The sequence below is a fragment of the Pedobacter miscanthi genome (assembly GCF_032678605.1).
GTDB lineage: Bacteria > Bacteroidota > Bacteroidia > Sphingobacteriales > Sphingobacteriaceae > Pedobacter > Pedobacter miscanthi_A.
Window position 1 is genome coordinate 283,884 of sequence record NZ_JAVTSU010000003.1, and the last position, 20,393, is coordinate 304,276.

Consider the following 20,393-nt stretch of genomic DNA (forward strand, 5'->3'; position numbering starts at 1 on the left):
CCTGTTTAAATAAGAAAAGCCTCCCATTGCTGGAAAGCTTTCTTAAACTCTGGAGTGGAAGCTTCCAGAGAGGGTGCAAAGATACGATAACTCTTTTCTCTTGCAAATATTATTTACTAAATAATTTGTTTCGATCAATCGGTAGGCCCAAATTCCTTTTTTTATCAAGGGAAATACAGCATCCATCCTGTGGTTGCGCTAACTTTTATTCAACCTTACAGAAGGTTAATTTACCATTAAGCCTAAATTTTGTGTTCTTAACCGAAAAATGTCAGTTTTGTTGATAAATATCAATAAAACAGCATGTTACGTATTCTGAAAAGTTTTAATGAATAAAGTGAACGGCTAATCTCCTGCTGGCCAACCCTACTTTTGCATTAACAAACAAACTGTTTTACGTCACATCCCGAATACATTGAAAAGGCGCTCTTGTCTATCCTTCCTGGTATTTGTACTTGGTTTTATGCCTGTATATTTATATGCGCAGGTTACCACACCATGTGAAAATACGAAGCGTACTTACGCCGATTTTCAGGGTTCGATTCAGTATGGCTTTAAAATATTGGGTGGTTCTTTAATTATGGGAACCATTTCTGATGCACCAAATGCGGTTAACGGGCAGGTTAAAGATGCATCAACCTTAGGGGTTGGGCTTGGTTTGGCAGGTTTAGCTTCTTCAACTCAATTTTTGCAATTTAGCGATGTAAGTGGTACCGGCCCGCGGTCTATCCCTGCAAATACCCCGGTTACCATTAAAATTTCATTACCAACAGAGGTTTTAAGCGTATTAAGCGGGGTAGAAATAGGAAGTTTTACCGGCCTACAAACCATTGGTGCGGATTGGCCTTTCTTGGGGATAATCGGGCCCGGGCATGATGCAGGATATACGGCAAGCAGTATGACGCCCATTTATAATTCCACCAATATTGCGGGTGTAATCAGTGGTTCGGGTGAGGTAGAGATTACACTTACGCCAGGCCAGCTATACAATGGGATTTACGTTAAAGTTTCAGGTAATTTACTTTCTGTGGCCTTATCCGCAAAACTGTTCCATGCTTATATTATGGAAACGACAACGGCGAAAATCGATTGTGATGAAGTAATTGATGTATTATCTGGTGTGCAGCCCACTATTATAGGCGGAGTATTAAATGCTACCGGAAAGGTAACTGACCCTTTCAATGCAATTGATAGCGATAAGGACAGTTACGCCCTGATGGATGTTGGCGCATCTGTTTTAAATAAAATTTTCCTCACGGCAATATTTAATAAACCTTCACAACCGCGTGATTCGGTAAGTATTATTCTCGGCAAACCCGGAGGAGGTTTATTAAGCCTGAACCTGCTGACCGGCTTTACCATACAACCTTATTTAAATGGTGCAAAAGCTGGTGCTGCCTTTGATAATACCGGAACTTTTCTAAACCTGAAACTTTTTCCAGGTGCAACAGATCAATATGTGTTAACCTTTCCGATTAGCCAGGTGTACGACCGCTTAGAAATTACTACCGGAGGCCTGGCTGGCGTATTGGGTTCGCTCAGGGTTTATGATATCAAGAGAAAATTAGCAAAACCACGTACCTTGATCGATCCTGTTGCGGAAGATAGCAGAGTAATTTGTGAAGGAGGAAGTACCACTTTTGAGGTAAATAATCCTCAGGATTGTACCGAATACAAATGGTACGATGCTGAAACGGGTGGTAATCTCTTACATACGGGTTTAGCCTATACGCCAACAGGTTTGGTTGCAGGTAATTATAATTATTATGTGCAATCCAGCAGGACCTATTGTATTACGGCAGTATCAGAGCGTTTAAGGGTAAAACTTAAGGTTAATCCATTGCCAACACTTACCGTTGCGGGAGCAACTATTTGTAATGGATCTTCTACTGTACTTGCTGTTACCAGTCCGGATGCCGGCTTTACCTATAACTGGTATACGTCATCTTCCGGTGGAGCGCCATTTAACGTGGGTACATCCTATACCACACCAGCACTCACAACTACCACCACTTATTATGTTGAAGCAGTTAATACTTTCTCCGGATGCAAAAATGCAGGAGGAGCCAGGGCAGTAGAGGTTAAAGTAAAACAATACGCGCCCGTGCCTGCTATTACCGGTGTTACAACCATGTGCGGAGGAACAAGTACAACATTAACAAATGTTTATCCCAACGGAACATGGAGCAGCAGTGATGCAGGTATTGCAACGGTAAATGCTGGGGGCCTGGTAAACGCGGTTTCTGCCGGCAATGTAGTAATCAGTTATACTGTTGCCGACGATGTTACTTATTGTGCTAAAAAGGTAGATTTTAATTTAACCGTAAATCCACAGCCAAACTTAACCCTAATGACTGACCCTGGAATCTGTGAAGGGTTAAGCACAACAAAAATTACGTACACCAATCCGGTTTTTAATCCCATCACTTATAGCATCTCATGGATGGGCGGGCTTTTACCGGCAGTTTCAAATCAAACTTTACCGGCAAACGAAATTACCATCACCATACCTTCCAGCACACCTGTTGCGGTGTACCAGGGAATTTTAACCATAAAAAATGCAAACGGCTGTGAGCAGGCTATCCCTTTCAATTTTAGGGTAAAGCTGGTGCCGCATAAACCTACAGTATCCATCAATTAAAAAAAATAAACCATAAATCCCTAACAGATTAAAATCATGACAAAAAAATCTACAAAACGCAATTTAAGGATCTTCGTATTCTTAATGTTCTTATTACCAATAAGTGCATTTGCACAAACACCGAACGTATACTTATGCGGAACGGGTACGGTTAAGTTAAACCCAACCTTTACAGGTTATGCACCTGTTACTGGAGACAAAATTGTGTGGACCGTTGATGGTGTTGCTGAGGCTGCGGTTGTGTACAATGGAAGTAACGCCTTTTATCAAATTGCAGCAGGTTTAGCCGCAGGTACCCACACATATTCAGTTCAGGTCCAGCCTGCTGATGCCAACTTATGTCCTAGTGATGCATCAGATAATACCGTGGTAGAGAAATTACCTACACCGTTAATTGCTGTATCTGCGCCAGGGAGCATTTACTGTACTGATCAAACTGCATCAACTGTGTTTACGGCAAGTAAAGATGCTTCAATTACGTTGCCAACAGGTGTAACCATGGCTTACACATGGTCGGCAACCCTTGCAGGTACTGCAGTAGCAGATATTACAACTTTGGGTGCTGCCTCTGCATCAGGAGATACTTTTACACTTAAAGCTGGTGTAGCTGCAGGTGCTTATAATTTTACTGCTGTTGGAAGTTATGCAACAGGTGCTGTTCCGATTGTACCTGCCACAACCTGTACTGCAACTGCCTCAAAAGCCATCACTGTTACGCTTAAACCGGGCAAAGCAACCATTGCCGTAGCACCTTAAATTGTTGGTTTAAGCCTCATGAAGTTTAACAGGTTAGGAATAATTACGTTCGGCGTGCTGCTGTTTCCGGCGGCAGCATGCTTTGCGCAATCTGGAAATCCGAACGCTGTGAATATTAAACCTGGTACTACTGTTAAACTCAGGGCCAATGCAACCGGGGCATCCAGTTACCAATGGTTCAGAAATGGTGACGCCATTTTTGGAGCTACCGGACAAGATTATGTCGTAAAAACCGCAGGGAAATATACGGTAATAACCTTTAGTTTAGGCGGCTGCAACTCTGATCTATCAGAAGAAATGGAAGTAGTGATGTTAACTGCTGTATCTGCAGATGTTTCGATCATGAAAAGATCAGAAAGCCGGCAGGTTGTTAATACAGAGGTGTTTAAATACAATTTATTGGTCAGAAATAATGGGTTAGGTGAAGCTACCAATATACAGGTGAAAGACGAACTTCCGGAAAACCTCCAGATGGTAAGCATCGATCAGCCTATGGTTGGTGTGGCAACTTATAACGAAACCGGTAAAATCCTTTCGTGGGTAATACCTACTTTGGCAAATGGCAGTTTTGTAGAACTAACGATTAACGTGAGGGCCATGAAACCAGGTAAGGTGGTAAATAGTGCTACCGTAACCATCAATGAAATCGATCCGGATCCTGCCAATAACATCTCGGTAGATACCAAAGAAATTACCGGTCTTAAAATCCCGAATGTATTTACGCCAAACGGCGATGGGAAAAATGAAACCTTCTTTATTGAACGCCTCGACCGTTACAGTGAAAACCAACTAACCATTATTAACCGCTGGGGAAGTACAGTATATGAAAAAAGCGGCTATTTAAACGATTGGGCGGCCAATGGACTGGTAGATGGAACGTATTTCTACATCCTGAAAGTGAAAGCCACGAATGGCCAGTGGCAAGAATTTAAAGGTTATGTTACCGTAATCAGATAAATGAAAGTTAAGGTGAGGATATGAAAAAGATAATTTTAACGGCATTATTTAATTTACTCTGGCTGTGTTTGTTCGCTCAGCAGAATGCACAGTTCGGGCAATACGTTTTTAATGGTCTTTACATCAATCCGGCTTATGCAGGTTATAAAGAAGAATTGTATATGCAGGCTTTTGTACGTACGCAATGGACTGGTGTTCAGGGAGCGCCGCAAACGCTTTCCATATCTGTTGATGAAGCGGTTAAAGAAGAAAGCCTGGGTTTGGGACTCTTGGTTTCAAAAGATAAAATCGGTGCACAGAGTTCACTTAACTTATCGGGTAATTTCGCATACCGCATCAAGCTCGATCGTACGGAAACCAATGTACTGGCCTTTGGTATTGGTGTTGGGGTAATGCAGATGGGGCTGAACGGAAACCTTTTAGATCCTACCGAAATAAGCGATAACAAAATTCCTACCGGTTATGAAAGCCGGATTGTACCCGATATCAGGGCGGGTGTACATTATTCAAACGAAAAGTTTTTTATTGGTTTCTCTGCCAATAACCTGCTTACCCAATATCTCCCGGTTTTTAGGGATAACAATTTACTCAGCATTACGGCCAAACCACATTTTTACCTCACCGCAGGTATGGTATTTCCGATGAACAACGATTTTATGTTCAAACCTACCTTTTTGATTAAAGATGACCTGAATGGGCCAACTTCTTTGGATCTGAATGCTTTTTTAATGATCAAAGAAAAACTTTGGCTGGGCGGGGTGTACAGGACTTCTGTAAAAATTTATCCTAAACCCGAATTACAGGCTGATTTAAGGGCAAGAAGTGCTATCGGTTTAATTGCCGAATTCTTTGTGCGCGAAAACCTTCGAATTGGTTATGCCTATGATTATAGCTTAAATAAATTAGGAAGCTACGATTATGGTTCTCACGAAATATCAATAGGTTACTACCTTCAAACGGCCAAAAGCAGAAGGCCTAAATGTTACTTTTAGCGGTAATCTCCCTAAAATCGTATTAATATTCCTGATTTGTTTGCTTTTTATGTTCGACAGAATGTTTTCTTAACATGGGCTAAATGGGCGTTGTTTAGTTTTGTTGCGGTTAAAAAATGAATAAAATGAATGTTTCAAAAAACCGTTCGTTTCATTTTTACGTAACCAAAAGATAACCCTGAATTTTTGCTCTCCCAAACAAATTGAAGCGGTTTTTTTGTCTATTCTTATTATTAGGACTATTGTTAGTCCTTGCAGGACCTTTGTATGCACAATTGTGTACGAACAAAAGCCGCGTATACGCCAGTTTTCAGGATTCGCAGAAGGCTAAAGCCGGATTTGGATCAGCATCTGTGAGCAATGATGCAAAAGCTATTGATACAGATCCTTCAACAGCATCTACCTTATCTTTAACCAATGTGCTGGCCACTTCAACCGTTACGCAATACCTTGAGTTTAGTACCGACGGTACGCACGACAACAAGCGATTGCTGCCTGCAGGTACCCCGGTTGTGGTTAAGGTATCTATTCCCGCTTCTTTTTTATCCGTTGATGCCACTATCGAGATTGGATCTTTCGTTGATCTCAATACCACAACCAAATTAGCTGTAAGAAGCTCACTTTACTCCAGCTCAAATTTGGCGCTTCTCAGCGGATCCAATGCGATCGAAGTTCCGTTAACACCTGCACAGGCCTACAATGGGGTTTATATTAAGCTTTCAGCACCACTAGTCTCCCTAGGGGCAGGAGCACAGGTGTATGGTGCATATATACTGGAAGACAATCCTTCGGATATAGAATGTGATAAGGGTATTGATGTACTTGCAGGTGTAAATGGCGCGGGTTTGCTCAACGGAACGGCTGCGATAAGCAATCCTTATGCTGCAATAGATGCAGATCCTGCTTATGCTACTTACGCTACCATTAATACCGGGTTACAGGCAGTTAATGAAGCATTTATCACAGCTATATTCGCAAAAGAAGGTCAACCGCTTGATTCCGTTAAAGTGGTTTATGATGGCGGCGGAGGGCTTAGTCTGCTTAGTGGCTTTAATATACAGCCGTATTTGGGCGGTGCTCTTGCTGGTGGTGCTTTTAACAACGGAAATGTAACGATTAAACCTATTCCAGGCACCACAAAATTTGAAGCATCATTTCCCGTTTCAGTAGTTTTCGACCGGGTGAAAATATCCTGGGGTGGCCTTTTGGCCATCGGTACCGAACTCCATGTTTACAATGTAACCAAAGTAATCCCTAAACCTATACCACTAATTGATGGATTGCCGCTTTATACGGCCAATGTATGTTCTGGCCATGCCACTACTTTATCCATCAGTAACCTGCAAGATTGTACCACATATAACTGGTATGCAGATAAAACCACTTTAACACCACTGTTTACAGGCAGTACCTATAGTTTAGGCGTATTACCAGTTGGCGATTATGTTTATTATGTAGAATCGAGGCGTAATAACTGTATTTCTTCTATTTCCGAAAGGGTAAAAGTAACGTTAAAGGTTAATCCGTTACCAACGGTTTCGGTAAGCAATGTAATTTCTTGTAGCGGTTCGGTGCTTAACCTTTCTGTAGATAACCCATTAACTGGAATCACTTACAACTGGTACGATGCATTAACAGGCGGTAATTTAAAGCATAGTGGAAATACCTATACCACACCTGCGCTTACTGCAAACACCACTTACTATGCAGAGGCGGTAAACCAGGCTACAGGTTGTGTGAGTGCTAGCCGTGCAGCGCTTGCCATCCAGGTAAAACCGATTGCTGTTGTGGGTACCACAACAGGTGCAAATAAAATTTGTATTGGTTCTTCAACTACATTAAATAATTTAAATGCTGGCGGAACATGGTCGAGCGCTAATCCGCTCATTGCAACCGTAAATCCCGGTACGGGTGAGGTAACAGGTGTGGCTGCGGGTTCAACAATTATCCGCTATGCGATTGCTGATGGACCAACTGTTTGTACAAATGCTACCGATTTTAACCTGACAGTTGCGGCGCCACCAAGTTTAACGTTGGGACCAGAGCCTGAAATTTGCTCGGGTTTTACTGTTTCATCATTAAGTTATACTAATCCGGTAAACAGTCCGACAACTTACAGCATCAGTTGGGCCACAGCAGGATTTACTCCCATAAACAACCAGGTTTTACCTTCAGGCAATATTCCTTTTACCGTGCCTTTTGATGCCACAACGGGTATTCATTCGGGCACGCTTACCATTAAAAATACCGATGGCTGCAGCAGCCAGATCAATTTCAATATTCAAATAAACCCTAAACCATCCGCACCGCATGTGCTGGTGCCCATCACATCTCAATATTAATTAAACAAATTTAAAATCCCCATCCCCATGAACAGTACCATTAAAAAAAGCTTATTTGTGATCGCATTATTGCTGATCTGTAACTTCTTACGCGTTTCGGCGCAGGTTACACCAACCACAACTGGTGTTAGTCTATTTTGCCAGGGTTCCGACCTTACCCTGCCTGCAGCCCCTACTGGCCAGGACTGGATAGTAAGGTTTAGTACAAACATTACAACCACGCCATCTACCGTAATTCCTTTGGCAGGCGGAAATAAAATTGCCGCTGCAGATTTGCAGAACGGTTATTATTATTTAAGCTCAAAAGCCGCCACAGCAGGGGCCTGCGAATCGGATATGCAGCAAATCCCGGTTTATGTACTCAAACCTCTGGTGCCCAATTTCGCAGCCGCTGATTTTTGTATAGAAACCCCAATTGCCCAGGTTGGAACGATTATTAACCCCGAAGATCCTGCTATAACTTCATTGGCTTATCAATGGTATACCGTTGCTGGTACCACTGAAACTGCAATTGCTGGTGCAAACCAAAAAGATTATACACCAGCCTCACCTACGGTAGGTACTACAAAATACCGCCTAAAAGTAGGTTATGTCATTAATGGCAATAAATATTGTGCGCAAACAGTAGATCATGATGTAACGGTAACCGCCAAACCAACCAAACCAACCATTACACCAGCACAAATTTTAGGAACAGCCAATGCAGTTACTTTTTAGTAGCATTTAATACATTTTTTACTGCTTTTAAATCTATAAATGAGGCTTAGGTTTTATACCTTCCTGTTTATGGCTTTTCTGTTGTGTTTATCTATAACAGGATTTAGCCAGACCGTACCCAATGGGCGGCAGAAGATCGCGATCAAAAAAGGATCGTCGGTTTCTTTGCGTGCAAATTCGGGAGGGGCTACTACGTACATCTGGTTTAAAGATGGCGTACTCGTGCCCGGTCAGCACAAGCAGAACCTCATTACTGCAACAGCCGGTATTTATAAAGTAGCTGCAATCAATAGTTTCGGCTGTACATCCGATCTTTCTGATGAGATAGAGGTTGAAATAATCAGCATTCCGCAGGCCGATGTAGCCATTACCAAACGATCCGAAAACAAAAAAGTGCTCAGTAACCAGGTATTCGATTATTATCTCGATGTGCGGAATAATGGTGCAGATGATGCTTCGCTGGTTAAGGTGAAGGATGTTTTGCCTGATAACCTTATTTTCGAAAGTCTGGCGCAGCCAACAGATGGAGTTGCCAGTTATGATCCGGCCACCAGGACTATCCAATGGGGGATAGAGCTTTTAAATAACGGAAAATTTGCGGAGCTTGTGGTGCATGTGAGGGCCAAACAGCCAGGTATGGTAAGCAACACTGCAACAGTAACAGCCACCGAACACGATCCTATACTTTCAAACAATACCTCAACCGATTTAAAAGAAATTTCGGGTTTAAGGGTGCCAAATGTATTTACACCCAATGGGGATGGGAAAAACGATACATTTTACCTGGAAAATCTTGAATCTTTTGAGTTTAACGAGCTTACCGTAATTAACAGATGGGGAAGTACCGTATATCAATCAAACCGTTATTTAAACGACTGGACTGCTCCGGGATTAAGTGATGGGACTTATTTCTATGTAGTTAAAGTGAAGAACGGTAATTCCGATTGGTTAGAATATAAAGGATATATCACCATCATTAGATAAATGAACAATTAAATTGTAATGAGGAGTTTAAAGAAGATCATTTTTGTTTTGGTTATCTGTTTGGCATGTAAAACATTGCACGCGCAGCAGAATGCACAATTTGGTCAGTATGTTTTTAACGGGATGTATATTAATCCGGCCTATACAGGTTATAAAGAAGAACTTTATCTCCAGGCTTTTGCGCGGGCACAGTGGACAGGGGTAAAAGGTGCGCCGCAAACCCTGTCCATTTCGGCTGATGAAGCCATTAATGATGAAAGCCTGGGTATAGGCGCCATAATCACCAAAGATAAAATCGGTGCGCAGAGTACCTTAAACGCTTCGGCCAATTTTGCTTATCGGATTAAATTAGATCGTACCGAAACGAATATCCTGGCTTTTGGTTTAGGGGTGGGTGTAATACAAACCGGGTTAAACGGAAACCTGCTCGATCCGATTGAACAGGGGGATAGCCGCATCCCAACCGGAAGCATTAGTCAGGTAATGCCCGATATCCGTGCAGGAATCCATTACTCTAATGAGAAATTTTTTATCGGTTTCTCCGCAGATAACCTTTTATCTAAGTCTTTATCTGTTTTTACTGATTATAACCTGCTTAATGTTAAAATACAACCTCATTTTTATTTAAGTTCCGGCCTGGCGCTCCCGATAAATGACGAGTTTGTATTTAAACCTGCTTTTTTGATTAAAGATGACCTGCATGGACCAACATCTTTAGATTTAAATGCATTTTTACTCGTAAAAGAACGTTTTTGGCTGGGGGCTGTGTACCGTACTTCAGTAAAAATATACCCCAAGCAAAATTTAGAAAGTAATCTTCGTGATCGTGCTGCCATTGGCTTTATAACCGAATTGTTTCTGCAAGAAAACCTGCGTTTGGGCTATGGTTACGATTACAGTTTAAATAAACTAGGTAATTACGACTATGGCTCGCATGAAATTTCTGTTGGTTATTACTTGGTAACCAAAAAAAGCAGGAGACCAAAATGTTACTTTTAGTTTAACACTTTCAGGCATATTCCATTTGGTTGTTTGATAATCATTAGTCAGCTAAACAAATTAAGTACGTTCATGTTCTCTTAATAATACCAATTTATCATGAATGTGTCAGTTAATAGGATTGTAGATCAGGATGTTAACCTAAAAGTATGGTTGTCTGACCAGGAGATGCTTTTTAATAGGTTAAGGGATCAGGATGCCGCTGCTTTCAAAGTTCTTTATCAGCAATATGCCGGAGCCATTTACGGTGCAATTACACGGCAGGTAAGTGATGAAGAAAAGGCAAATTCAATTTTAACGCAAACCTTTTGCGAGGTATGGCAATCTATTGCCAGCTACGATGAAACCAAATTGCGGATATTCACCTGGATTAATCAGATCGCAGCACAAAACATTAAAAAAACAACCGTTTAATAAGTTTTCAGCAGCACAATCGTATCAATAATCTACTTTATTTTTATGTTCCGGTTGGATTCGCTATAATTAAGGGTCTAAAGTCTATCCCTATATTGTATGCTCGAATCCCGCAAGGTATTTTTAGTTAATGCTGTATTGAATTATTTCAGCAGTTTAAGCCCGATAACGCCGGGTTTTATTCAGGAAATTGAAAAAAATCTCCAGCCTATTCAGGTTAAAAAGAATAAATATATTCTCTCACCAATTGATAATAACGATGATGTTTTTTTTGTGGTAAATGGTTTAGTAAGGGGTTTTATAAAAGATGATGGTAAAGAAATTACCACCTGGATTAGTTTAGGGACCGAATTTATCGGAGCCATCCAGCATCCCGATCAGGATATGGAGCCTTCAATTGAATATTTGCAGGCGCTTGAAAATTCTGAACTGGTGCCTATGCCACGTACATTGATTGATAAGTTATACGATAATTATCCGGAAACTAATGTAATTGGGCGGAAAATCCTTGCCTTACAGTACCATGCCGCTTCAGAAAGATCGATACTTGCCCGCATTCCTTCGGCCGAAAGGCGCTACGAAAAATTTCTGGAGTTAAATCCTTTTGATCTGTCTAAAGTCCCCCTGCGTTGTATTGCCAGTTATTTAGGCATGCGCCTTGAAACCCTGAGCAGGATCCGCAGCAAACTCATAAAAGAGCTGGTATAGTACTGTTGCTTAAATCCTTATTTAGTAATATATTTAGGGTATGGAAATATTGCTCGGATTATTGTTCATGCTGCTTTCTATACCATGGAAAAAGATAGAGAAGTGGCTGGAAACTGAAAAATAATACAAATGGTTATGAATGAAGCGCTCTGGAATAAGATCCTTCAATTTGAACTTGATCATGCATCAGGCGAATATTCTTTTTCGATCAGGCTGGCGGGCGAAAACCGGTGGACCAAAGATTTTACAGAAAAAACCATTCTGGAATATAAAAAATTTATGTACCTCGCGGCTATTTCTGATGTAATGGTTTCGCCTTCTGCCATTGTTGATGTGGTTTGGCACCAGCACCTCATTTTTAGTCAATCTTATCAGGATTTTTGCGCTTTACTGGGAAAAAACATCCAGCATGTACCATCAACCCATAATAAAGCCCAATTTGAACAGTTTAAAAAAGCTGCAGGGCAAACCCAAAAACTTTACACAGCGCATTTTGGAGCACAACCTGAAAACATTTGGCATAACGATCACATATTAGATAGTTTAAATTTAAAGCCTGCTAAACTTACAACCGGTTTTTTTACACTTTATGGTATACTGGCCCTTATCTTGCTTACAATTCCCTTTTACCTTCTGCTCAGGCCCATTTATATCCATATTAACAATCCGTATTTTATTCTGGGTTTTCTTGCCTTAGCGGTTGCAGCGCATGTAATCCTTAAATTATATACCCAGGATAGGTTTAAGCGGATAATTGATAATTTCGGGAAGCAGTCTTTCATATATCATCTTAAACCGTTCGAACTCATTTATCTCAGAAGTCAGAAATTGGACGAGGTAATCAATGGCACCATAAGCGAGTTGATACATGCTGGTGTTGTGAGGGTAGGTGCTGATCAGCGGATGTCTATTTCAGGTGAAACAGATCATCTTTCAGACGAACAGCTTCAGGTGGTAGCCATTTTAAAAGATAAGGGTAATATTTTTTACCATGAGTTGTTACAGCAATTACGTACTAAACACGTTTTTAGGAATACATTAAGAAGTATGGATCAGATAAGGTTTCATTTTAAGCAATCTCAGCAATTTACAAGACTGTTTTACCTGAATTTTGTGGTTTTTGCGGCGCTTATGATGTTACCGTTAATCCGCCTGATCACTGGTATTTCGAGAGACAAACCCATTTTTCAGGTTGCGATTTTGTTAGGACTATTCTTTGTTTTTATAATTAACCATCTATACAGTCTTAATCAGCAGTTTTTTAGTCGTACAATCCCCAATCTTTACAAAAAAGCTATTCTGCCTACCATAAATGAAAAGCAGGATTGGCGCTGGGATTACTTTTTGCATGGTTCCACTGTGTTAACAGCCAGCCTGATTCCTTTGGTAAATTACGAACGCAGCAGGAGAGGTTATGGCGGCGGCGGCGATGGGAGCAGTTCTTGCGGTTCATCCTGTGGAAGTTCTTGCGGAAGTTGTGGTGGCTGCGGCGGAGATTAATTGAAAAATTAGCAACAATAATTTAAAATCTTCATCAAATCTTAATCTTTCTGCCGTAATATTGTGGACATAAGGGGTGAGAGCCTTATATCAACTTCATAGTTGAGAGCGTTAATTTAGATAGAGGGTGTAGCCAGTGGCTACATCCTTTTTTTTATTGAGGAGGGTTTCACTAATGCCAGTTTTTCCTCTTCCAGTTGTTTCAACAATCCGGGTACTTCGTTCCAATGATTAATTCTTTGGTGATGGTCTTTCTCTACATTGTGGAATGCGGTAAACATTAGTGGCTTTCCTTTACAGAAATCGAGGTTTTTACAGTGATCGTCAATTAAATAATCGGTGTCGATAATGCTTTTATCGCCACAAAAAATAATATTTCTCCAGCTGATGAAAGGGAAATGTTCGGCAAGCCATTCGTGCTTTTCAAAAAGTGATAAAGGGAATTCCATAGCAGCCGAAACGATATAAATTTCGTAATCTTCCATTAACTGTTTTACCGTTTCAACCGCTCCCTCCATAACCGGTAAATTCCTGAAAAAACCCACCCTGTTACAGATATTCATCACCACAGCCCTGTCCGGAAAAAGTTCTTCTTCCGATTTGCCTTTAATATCTTCCCGGCTAAGTAAAATACCAGTTTCTGCGTGGTAAGTTTGTAATATATGATCTTCTATGTCGGCCAGTACGCCGTCCATATCAATGCCGATTGTCTTTTTCATTTTTTTTTGCTATATTTCGCAACAAATGTATTTAATATTGCAATATTTTGCAAAATTAAATTCAATTAAAACATTATATTTGCACTATATTGCATTTTTATGGTAAAGGAAGAACGTTTACAGGTCATAATTGACACCCTCGAAAAGGACAGTAGGGTAAGACTGGATGAATTGAGTACATTGCTCAATGTATCGGAAGATACCGTTCGTCGTGATATTAAAGAGCTTGATTCGCAGGGGTTGCTGCGCGCTGTTAGGGGTGGTGCAATTTCACATTCACCCGTTCCACAGCACTATAGAGAGCGCGAAAAATACAACCAGCAGCACAAACAAGTAATTGCAAACAAAGCCTTACAGTTTTTAAAAGATGGCCAGGTAGTGTTTTTCGATGGCGGTACCTCGGTGGTAGCACTGGCAGCCGCATTACCGAAAGACCTGAAGATCACGATTGTTACCAACAGCTTTCCGGTAGCCAATATTCTGGAAGATCACCCAAGTGCCGAAGTAATATTTGCCGGCGGAAGATTGCATAAAACTGCATTTACTACTATGGGACCGGAAACCATTGATACCTTTAGGAAAATTAGGGCCGACATTTGTATGTTAGGGATTTGCAGTTTGCACCATAGCATGGGCATTACTTCCATTATTTATGAAGATGCGCAGTTAAACAACATTATGATTAACCAGGCACAGAAAACCATCGCACTTTCGGCACTCGAAAAAATAAATACCGTAGAACCTTATTATGTTTGTCCGGTTACGGATGTAGATGTAATCATCACCGAAACCGATCCTGATGATGCTGATCTGGCACCTTACAAACATTTGGGGATTGAAGTGGTTTAGAATTGTGAATCGATTATTCACTAGCAATGGCTAAATAGAAAATAATAATAGATGACGTTTTTATATACCGCACGTGGAACATACGATGAAAATTTTGACCAGGACGGGATGTCTTGGGATGAATATATCGAATGGGCTAAGTTGCCCCATTTAACCGAGCTTATTTCGCTTGATGGAATGCTAAATGAGGTGTTAGTTGAACCAGATTACAGCAATGGCGAAGATTGGGATTTTATCCATGTTGCAGGATTGTATCAGACTAACTTTTTTACAACAGTCGATTACGTTTTCAGACGGATGGTTCCTAGGAATAAATTTAATCTCTTGACTGTTGTTGTAGAACCAGATCGGTCATGTAGCGATATCTTGGTTGATGAGTACGAATTTGTAGGTTATGAACTGTTGGATCAGGAATTTGATATTAGTGCTTTAACCAATTGCGGAGGTTTTGATGAATCATTTCTGCCGTCAGATTTAAACGATAAAGGGCTTATTTATGACTTTAATAAAGCATATGAAATAAAGAAACTTCTATTGGAAAATAATCCTGAAGAACACCATGCTGATACCAACGTGATTGCTGTTTGGAGGCACAAAACAATTGGGAGATAAACAGAATAAATGAAAATACAGGTAATTAGTGATCTGCATCAAGAGTTTGGGATTTCGGAATTAAATTTCCAAAATGCAGATCTGGTTATTCTGGCAGGCGATATTAACCTCGGAACAAAAGGTATTGAGTGGATTAAGGAAAATATTCCCGATAAACCTGTAATTTATGTTTTAGGTAATCACGAGTATTATAAAGGCTCATATCCTAACACCCTTCGTAAAATAGTAGAACTGTCTAAAGATTCAAATGTCCATGTACTGGAAAATAATTTTGTCGAGTTTGAAGGTGTCAGGTTTCACGGAGCAACTTTATGGACCGATTTTTCCCTGTTTGGCAATCCGGTAGAATATGGGATCATCTGTCAGGGTAAGATGAATGATTATAAGCTGATCAGGCGGGATCCATCCTATTCAAAGTTAAGAACGGTCGATACGTATAAAATCCATCAGATTTCTAAAAAATGGCTGCAAAAAAGTCTCGAAGAATCAGAGGCTTATAGAAATGTTGTTATTAGTCATCATGCTCCAAGTATAAGATCTGTGCCTGAGGAATATAGAAAGGATCCGGTCGCTTCTGCATACGCTTCAAACCTTGAAGATGTGATTGGACAATACAAGCCTGCATATTGGATACATGGGCATATTCATACACCGGTAAGGTATAAGATAGGAGAAACTGAAGTTGTTTGTAATTCACATGGATATATTAGCGAAAAGTATAACGGTTATCAAAAAGAACTGATCATTGAAATCTAAAAGATTTTCCAGGTGTAGGAATGTTTAGCAGGGCCTTAAATAAGATTTTGTATTCGGGAATTTTTAATACTATGATATTACAAATACCCTTTAAATAAGAAAAGGGACAACTTATCCAAGCTTGTCCCTTTTTTCTAACCAAATATAAACCTGTTATGAGCCAGGCTTTGTCTTTAATCTTCTATCTAAACCGAAGTTTTTTAAGAAAATGATTTATCTTTTTTTATTGGTAATAAACATCGTTCCGTTTATTACTCTACAAATATAGTAAAAAATTTGATAGTGTAAAAAATACACTAAGAAAAATTTAAGTATTTTTTTTGTCATTTTTTATTTACTGATCCTTTTCTGAAAGGTTTTGCTGTTTAAAATGACTGTATTGCAAATATAGCTCAAAAATATGTTAAGTAATTGTTAAATATTATCTATTTATGGTACAATTTAGTCAAACGTTTGTCTAGTTCTTGGTTTGAAAAGCATTTTGGTGAAATTTTTCCTTAATTTTTTGTCTTTTTGGTGTTGTTAAGTGGAATTTTGATGTGAAAATCAAATAAAATTAATTTTTTGTGTGATTTTGATATGAAAATTTATAGGTGAAAATTATGTTTAAAAGAAAAAGGCAACATTAAATCAATAATGTTGCCTTTTATAAGGTTTAAAAAATCGCTTAAAGCTTTTTTTTATTATAAACTAGCGTAATATTCTACGAATTTAGCTAATGCAGAAGAATATCCCCACTCGTTATCGTACCAAGATACCACTTTAACGAAATTATCGTTCAATGAAATACCAGCTTTTGCATCAAAAATAGAAGCATGGTCATCACCAATGAAGTCAGAAGAAACAACTTCGTCTTCAGTATAAGCCAATACGCCTTTTAATTCACCTTCTGAAGCTGCTTTCATAGCCGCTTTAATTTGCTCATAAGTAGCTGGTTTTTCTAAACGTACAGTTAAATCTACAACAGATACGTCAGCAACAGGAACGCGGAATGACATACCAGTTAATTTACCTTTTAATTCAGGTAAAACCATACCTACTGCTTTAGCAGCACCTGTAGAAGAAGGGATAATGTTAGAGAAACCACCACGGCCACCTCTCCAGTCTTTAGCCGAAGGACCATCAACTGTTTTTTGAGTTGCAGTTACGGCGTGGATAGTGCTCATTAAACCTTCAACAATACCGAAGTTATCGTTTAAAACTTTAGCAATTGGTGCTAAACAGTTTGTAGTACAAGATGCATTAGAAACGATAGTTTGATCTGCTGTTAATTTATGGTGGTTAACACCCATTACATAAGTAGGGATATCGCCATCTTTTGCAGGAGCAGAGAAAACTACTTTTTTAGCACCTGCAGCAATGTGTTTCTCCGCATCAGCACGGGTTAAGAATAAACCTGTTGATTCGATTACTACTTCAACACCTACAGCATCCCATTTTAAATCAGCCGGGTTTCTTTCAGCAGTTACACGGATTGTTTTGCCATTCACTACTAAATTACCGTCAACAACTTCGATGGTGCCATCAAATTTACCGTGGGTAGTATCATATTTTAACATGTATGCCATATAATCTGGCTCGATCAAATCATTGATTGCAACTATATCTAATCCTCTTTTTAATGCGGCTCTGAAAACCAGTCGGCCAATACGGCCAAAGCCGTTTATTCCAATTTTGCTCATTGTTTTTGTTAATTAGTGTAATGTTTTAATAAATTTTGTATTGGTTCTTTAATAATGCTTTTAATTTCTAAATCATATTTACCGGCCACCAGCCTTAAACGGCTTTCGAGTTCGGCTCCTACTTTACCTACAATATGTACTTCGCGCATTTTATATTTTTCTACCATTGGCAAAACATAGGTTTCTATATATTTTTCAAATCCTTCATCAATCAGCTTACAGATATATTCGTGTTTGCTGTTTTGGGTAATGAAATCGAAAAATGAGGTTAGAAATATATTAGCCTGGGGCTTGTTGTAAATGCGTTCTAATATTTGAGGGCGGTCTAGATTGTATGTTAATGTGAACTTGGTTTCAATATCTTTTGGCATTTTAAGGCTCAAAAACTCTTTAAGCAGTATTTTTCCAAAATAATTTGAAGAACCTTCATCTCCAAGAATATAACCTAATCCAAAGTTATTGTTCAGCGGTTTTTTCCCGTCGAAGTAAGCACAATGTGCGCCACTACCCAACATGCCAACAATACCTGGCTGATCGTAACAAGCGGCTTTAGCTGCCCCGAACAAATCATTTTCGACTACTATTTTACTGTATTTGAAAAATGATGCAAGGGTTTTTGCTAACTCCTCTTTTCTGTCTGCTGATGATGCCCCGGCTGCAAAGAAGTAAATCTTCTTGATGTTTTCAGCGTTATTAACAAGGGCAACTTTTTTATTTAAAATCTGTAAAATCGTTTTTGGATCAACAAAGCATGGATTTAAGCCGGTAGTATTGCAATGTGCCACTACCTGTCCGTTTTGGGTTATTTTCCAAAATGCTGTTTTCGATCCGCTATAAACAACTGCTACCATATTATATCGAAAGTACCTCGGTCATTTCCATTAAATCGGGTTCGAGTTTAAAAGAATGAGCCGTTAAGGCCTCTCTTATGCTGGTTAATTTTATTTCGTTTCCTTTTAAACCGACCATTTGTTCTGTTTCGCCTGCAATTAACGCATTTACTGCGGCAAAACCTAAACGACTGCCCAAAATTCTGTCGAAACTGCTTGGGCTTCCACCACGTTGCAGGTGGCCAAGGATGGTTACCTTGGTGTCATAATGATCGAAAGTTTCTTTTACTTTTTTGGCAATATCGTAAGCACCACCTTGTTTATGTCCTTCGGCTACAATTACAATGCTCGATGATTTTTTAGTTGCTGCCCCTAAGGCCAGTTTATTAATCAATTCGGTTACGCTGGTTTCCCTTTCAGGTAACAGCACTGCCTCGGCTCCACTGGCAATCGAGCTTCTTAAAGCTATACATCCCGAGTCGCGGCCCATTACCTCTACAAAGAATAAACGGTCGTGCGCATCGGCAGTATCCCTGATTTTATCAATCGCTTCTATAACGGTATTAATCGCGGTATCGTAACCTAAGGTAAAATCAGATCCAACCAGGTCATTATCAATGGTACCCGGTATACCGATTACTTTAACACCAAAAGTTTCAGAAAAACGTTTGGCACCAGTAAAGGTTCCATCGCCACCGATAACCACTAAGCCATCGATGTTGTTTTTCTTTAAATTGTTATAAGCAATTTGCTGACCTTCGTCTGTTTTAAATTCTAAACAACGTGCAGTTTTTAATATAGTCCCCCCTAAGTGTAAAATATTACTTACCGAACGGGCGTCCATTGGTTTTATGTTGTCGGTTATTAACCCCTGGTAACCTTGCATTACACCAAACATATTAATGCCATGGTAAATTCCGGTACGAACAACAGCTCTAATTGCAGCATTCATTCCTGGGGCATCGCCTCCAGAAGTAAGTACAGCTATATTTTTTATATTTGGCTCCATCTTTATAATACGAATATAGTGTGTATTTTTTACACTAAGTAATTTATTTTATTTTTTTTACTTAATATTGAAAGTCATACCTTTATCTGCTTAAAATAACTAAATTTTACTTTGGAACAAATTTTACCTCATTTAGATTCTGTATTCTCGATAGATTGCGTTTTGTTTGGATTTGATGGTAAGGAACTCAAAATCTTACTCATTGAAAGGAATGAAGAACCATTTAAGGATTGGTGGGCGTTGCCCGGTAACATTGTTGGTCCTGATGAAAGTTTAGATCAGTCTGCCTCACGGATTTTGTACGAACTTACCGGATTACGCGGTATTTATATGGAGCAGTATTATGCTTTTGGCGATCCACACAGGCACCCGCAGGGCAGGGTAATTACGCTGGCCTATTATGCTTTAATCCGTTTGGGCGGTGATAAAGAACTGCGCCCGATTAGTACCTATGCAAAACGTGCCAACTGGTTACCGATTTCTGATCTGCCTAAACTGGCTTTCGACCACCAGAAGATTTACGATAAAGGTTTAGAAAAAATAAAACGCCGGATTAAACACCAGCCGATTGCTTTTGAGCTTTTACCTGAGAAATTTACTTTAACGCAGTTGCAGCATGTATATGAACTGGTTTTGGGTAAAAAATTAGATAAACGAAATTTTAGAAAGAAGATCGTCAGTTTTGGTGTGTTAAAAGAACTTGATGAGAAACAAAAAGGTGTATCGTATCGTGCGGCTACTTTGTATCGTTTTGATAAGCGCAAGTATGCGAAGCTTTTTGGTAAGGAGATTTCGTTTTAGCGGGTTTAGATTTGAGGTGTTAGATTTGAGACGTGAGATAGCAGAAGAGCTGAAAGACCAAAGCAGAAAGCAACTGAATCGATTATAAAAAAAAATCCCCGGTTTGAAATTTCAAACCGGGGATT

Annotated in this window: 19 protein-coding genes; 15 read left to right on the forward strand and 4 right to left on the reverse strand. The window is 39.6% G+C overall.

The annotated features are described in order from the left end of the window. Positions 1–463 precede the first annotated feature (463 nt). The 11 genes from R2R28_RS06320 (at position 464) to R2R28_RS06370 (ending at position 13,010) form a co-directional block, all read left to right on the forward strand. Positions 464–2,641 carry an Ig-like domain-containing protein gene (locus R2R28_RS06320; RefSeq protein ID WP_316824865.1) on the forward strand — a complete coding sequence of 726 codons (2,178 nt, stop codon included), beginning with the start codon at positions 464–466 and terminating at the stop codon, positions 2,639–2,641. Positions 2,642–2,677: 36 nt separating this feature from the next. Next, a complete protein-coding gene (locus R2R28_RS06325; protein WP_316824866.1) occupies positions 2,678–3,397 on the forward strand; it encodes a hypothetical protein in 720 nt (239 codons plus the stop codon). A gap of 18 nt (positions 3,398–3,415) precedes the next feature. Further along, positions 3,416–4,354 carry a gliding motility-associated C-terminal domain-containing protein gene (locus R2R28_RS06330; protein WP_316824867.1) on the forward strand — a complete coding sequence of 313 codons (939 nt, stop codon included), beginning with the start codon at positions 3,416–3,418 and terminating at the stop codon, positions 4,352–4,354. A gap of 20 nt (positions 4,355–4,374) precedes the next feature. Then, a complete protein-coding gene (locus R2R28_RS06335; RefSeq protein WP_316824868.1) occupies positions 4,375–5,346 on the forward strand; it encodes a type IX secretion system membrane protein PorP/SprF in 972 nt (323 codons plus the stop codon). 275 nt (positions 5,347–5,621) lie between these two features. Beyond that, positions 5,622–7,688, forward strand: a complete 2,067-nt coding sequence (locus tag R2R28_RS06340; protein ID WP_316824869.1) for an Ig-like domain-containing protein — start codon at positions 5,622–5,624, stop codon at positions 7,686–7,688. Positions 7,689–7,715: 27 nt separating this feature from the next. After that, positions 7,716–8,405, forward strand: a complete 690-nt coding sequence (locus R2R28_RS06345; RefSeq protein ID WP_316824870.1) for a hypothetical protein — start codon at positions 7,716–7,718, stop codon at positions 8,403–8,405. A gap of 39 nt (positions 8,406–8,444) precedes the next feature. Beyond that, positions 8,445–9,389, forward strand: a complete 945-nt coding sequence (locus R2R28_RS06350) for a gliding motility-associated C-terminal domain-containing protein (protein WP_316824871.1) — start codon at positions 8,445–8,447, stop codon at positions 9,387–9,389. 18 nt (positions 9,390–9,407) lie between these two features. Further along, positions 9,408–10,388 carry a type IX secretion system membrane protein PorP/SprF gene (locus R2R28_RS06355; protein WP_316824872.1) on the forward strand — a complete coding sequence of 327 codons (981 nt, stop codon included), beginning with the start codon at positions 9,408–9,410 and terminating at the stop codon, positions 10,386–10,388. Positions 10,389–10,487: 99 nt separating this feature from the next. Continuing rightward, entirely contained in the window at positions 10,488–10,802 is a 315-nt protein-coding gene (locus R2R28_RS06360) for a hypothetical protein (RefSeq protein ID WP_316824873.1), read from the forward strand. Between the two features lie 99 nt (positions 10,803–10,901). Then, entirely contained in the window at positions 10,902–11,510 is a 609-nt protein-coding gene (locus tag R2R28_RS06365) for a Crp/Fnr family transcriptional regulator (protein WP_316824874.1), read from the forward strand. A gap of 135 nt (positions 11,511–11,645) precedes the next feature. Beyond that, positions 11,646–13,010, forward strand: a complete 1,365-nt coding sequence (locus R2R28_RS06370; RefSeq protein ID WP_316824875.1) for a TIGR04222 domain-containing membrane protein — start codon at positions 11,646–11,648, stop codon at positions 13,008–13,010. 140 nt (positions 13,011–13,150) lie between these two features. On the opposite strand, the gene R2R28_RS06375 is transcribed toward R2R28_RS06370, so the two are convergent. Beyond that, positions 13,151–13,729, reverse strand: a complete 579-nt coding sequence (locus tag R2R28_RS06375; protein ID WP_316824876.1) for a 5' nucleotidase, NT5C type — start codon at positions 13,727–13,729, stop codon at positions 13,151–13,153. A gap of 99 nt (positions 13,730–13,828) precedes the next feature. On the opposite strand from R2R28_RS06375, the gene R2R28_RS06380 reads away from it, so the two are divergent. The 3 genes from R2R28_RS06380 to R2R28_RS06390 are packed head-to-tail and all read left to right on the forward strand — an operon-like array spanning position 13,829 to position 15,946. Beyond that, entirely contained in the window at positions 13,829–14,578 is a 750-nt protein-coding gene (locus tag R2R28_RS06380) for a DeoR/GlpR family DNA-binding transcription regulator (RefSeq protein ID WP_316824877.1), read from the forward strand. 51 nt (positions 14,579–14,629) lie between these two features. Next, positions 14,630–15,190 carry a hypothetical protein gene (locus tag R2R28_RS06385; RefSeq protein ID WP_316824878.1) on the forward strand — a complete coding sequence of 187 codons (561 nt, stop codon included), beginning with the start codon at positions 14,630–14,632 and terminating at the stop codon, positions 15,188–15,190. 9 nt (positions 15,191–15,199) lie between these two features. Continuing rightward, positions 15,200–15,946: a metallophosphoesterase gene (locus R2R28_RS06390; protein WP_316824879.1), complete on the forward strand. Its 747-nt coding sequence runs from the start codon at positions 15,200–15,202 to the stop codon at positions 15,944–15,946. Positions 15,947–16,629: 683 nt separating this feature from the next. Here R2R28_RS06390 and gap read toward each other — a convergent pair. Genes gap through pfkA form a run of 3 tightly spaced genes read right to left on the reverse strand, consistent with a single transcriptional unit; the run spans position 16,630 to position 19,467 of the window. Continuing rightward, positions 16,630–17,628: a type I glyceraldehyde-3-phosphate dehydrogenase gene (gene gap / locus R2R28_RS06395; protein WP_121282344.1), complete on the reverse strand. Its 999-nt coding sequence runs from the start codon at positions 17,626–17,628 to the stop codon at positions 16,630–16,632. 8 nt (positions 17,629–17,636) lie between these two features. Then, entirely contained in the window at positions 17,637–18,479 is an 843-nt protein-coding gene (locus R2R28_RS06400) for a hypothetical protein (protein WP_316824880.1), read from the reverse strand. A 1-nt stretch (position 18,480) separates the two neighbouring features. After that, positions 18,481–19,467 carry a 6-phosphofructokinase gene (gene pfkA / locus R2R28_RS06405; RefSeq protein WP_316824881.1) on the reverse strand — a complete coding sequence of 329 codons (987 nt, stop codon included), beginning with the start codon at positions 19,465–19,467 and terminating at the stop codon, positions 18,481–18,483. Positions 19,468–19,578: 111 nt separating this feature from the next. Here pfkA and R2R28_RS06410 point away from each other — a divergent pair, with 111 nt between their 5' ends. Beyond that, complete coding sequence (locus tag R2R28_RS06410; RefSeq protein ID WP_316824882.1) at positions 19,579–20,268, forward strand: NUDIX hydrolase; 690 nt, start codon at positions 19,579–19,581, stop codon at positions 20,266–20,268. The last annotated feature ends 125 nt before the right edge of the window (positions 20,269–20,393 follow it).

What these genes read in the sequence shown, in the direction of transcription:
- R2R28_RS06320 (WP_316824865.1), top strand. Translation starts at nt 464, where the DNA reads ATGCCTGTATATTTATATGCGCAGGTTACCACACCATGTGAAAATACG.
- R2R28_RS06325 (WP_316824866.1), top strand. Translation starts at nt 2,678, where the DNA reads ATGACAAAAAAATCTACAAAACGCAATTTAAGGATCTTCGTATTCTTA.
- R2R28_RS06330 (WP_316824867.1), top strand. Translation starts at nt 3,416, where the DNA reads ATGAAGTTTAACAGGTTAGGAATAATTACGTTCGGCGTGCTGCTGTTT.
- R2R28_RS06335 (WP_316824868.1), top strand. Translation starts at nt 4,375, where the DNA reads ATGAAAAAGATAATTTTAACGGCATTATTTAATTTACTCTGGCTGTGT.
- R2R28_RS06345 (WP_316824870.1), top strand. Translation starts at nt 7,716, where the DNA reads ATGAACAGTACCATTAAAAAAAGCTTATTTGTGATCGCATTATTGCTG.
- R2R28_RS06350 (WP_316824871.1), top strand. Translation starts at nt 8,445, where the DNA reads ATGAGGCTTAGGTTTTATACCTTCCTGTTTATGGCTTTTCTGTTGTGT.
- R2R28_RS06355 (WP_316824872.1), top strand. Translation starts at nt 9,408, where the DNA reads ATGAGGAGTTTAAAGAAGATCATTTTTGTTTTGGTTATCTGTTTGGCA.
- R2R28_RS06360 (WP_316824873.1), top strand. Translation starts at nt 10,488, where the DNA reads ATGAATGTGTCAGTTAATAGGATTGTAGATCAGGATGTTAACCTAAAA.
- R2R28_RS06365 (WP_316824874.1), top strand. Translation starts at nt 10,902, where the DNA reads ATGCTCGAATCCCGCAAGGTATTTTTAGTTAATGCTGTATTGAATTAT.
- R2R28_RS06370 (WP_316824875.1), top strand. Translation starts at nt 11,646, where the DNA reads ATGAATGAAGCGCTCTGGAATAAGATCCTTCAATTTGAACTTGATCAT.
- R2R28_RS06375 (WP_316824876.1), bottom strand. Translation starts at nt 13,729, where the DNA reads ATGAAAAAGACAATCGGCATTGATATGGACGGCGTACTGGCCGACATA.
- R2R28_RS06380 (WP_316824877.1), top strand. Translation starts at nt 13,829, where the DNA reads ATGGTAAAGGAAGAACGTTTACAGGTCATAATTGACACCCTCGAAAAG.
- R2R28_RS06385 (WP_316824878.1), top strand. Translation starts at nt 14,630, where the DNA reads ATGACGTTTTTATATACCGCACGTGGAACATACGATGAAAATTTTGAC.
- R2R28_RS06390 (WP_316824879.1), top strand. Translation starts at nt 15,200, where the DNA reads ATGAAAATACAGGTAATTAGTGATCTGCATCAAGAGTTTGGGATTTCG.
- gap (WP_121282344.1), bottom strand. Translation starts at nt 17,628, where the DNA reads ATGAGCAAAATTGGAATAAACGGCTTTGGCCGTATTGGCCGACTGGTT.
- R2R28_RS06400 (WP_316824880.1), bottom strand. Translation starts at nt 18,479, where the DNA reads ATGGTAGCAGTTGTTTATAGCGGATCGAAAACAGCATTTTGGAAAATA.
- pfkA (WP_316824881.1), bottom strand. Translation starts at nt 19,467, where the DNA reads ATGGAGCCAAATATAAAAAATATAGCTGTACTTACTTCTGGAGGCGAT.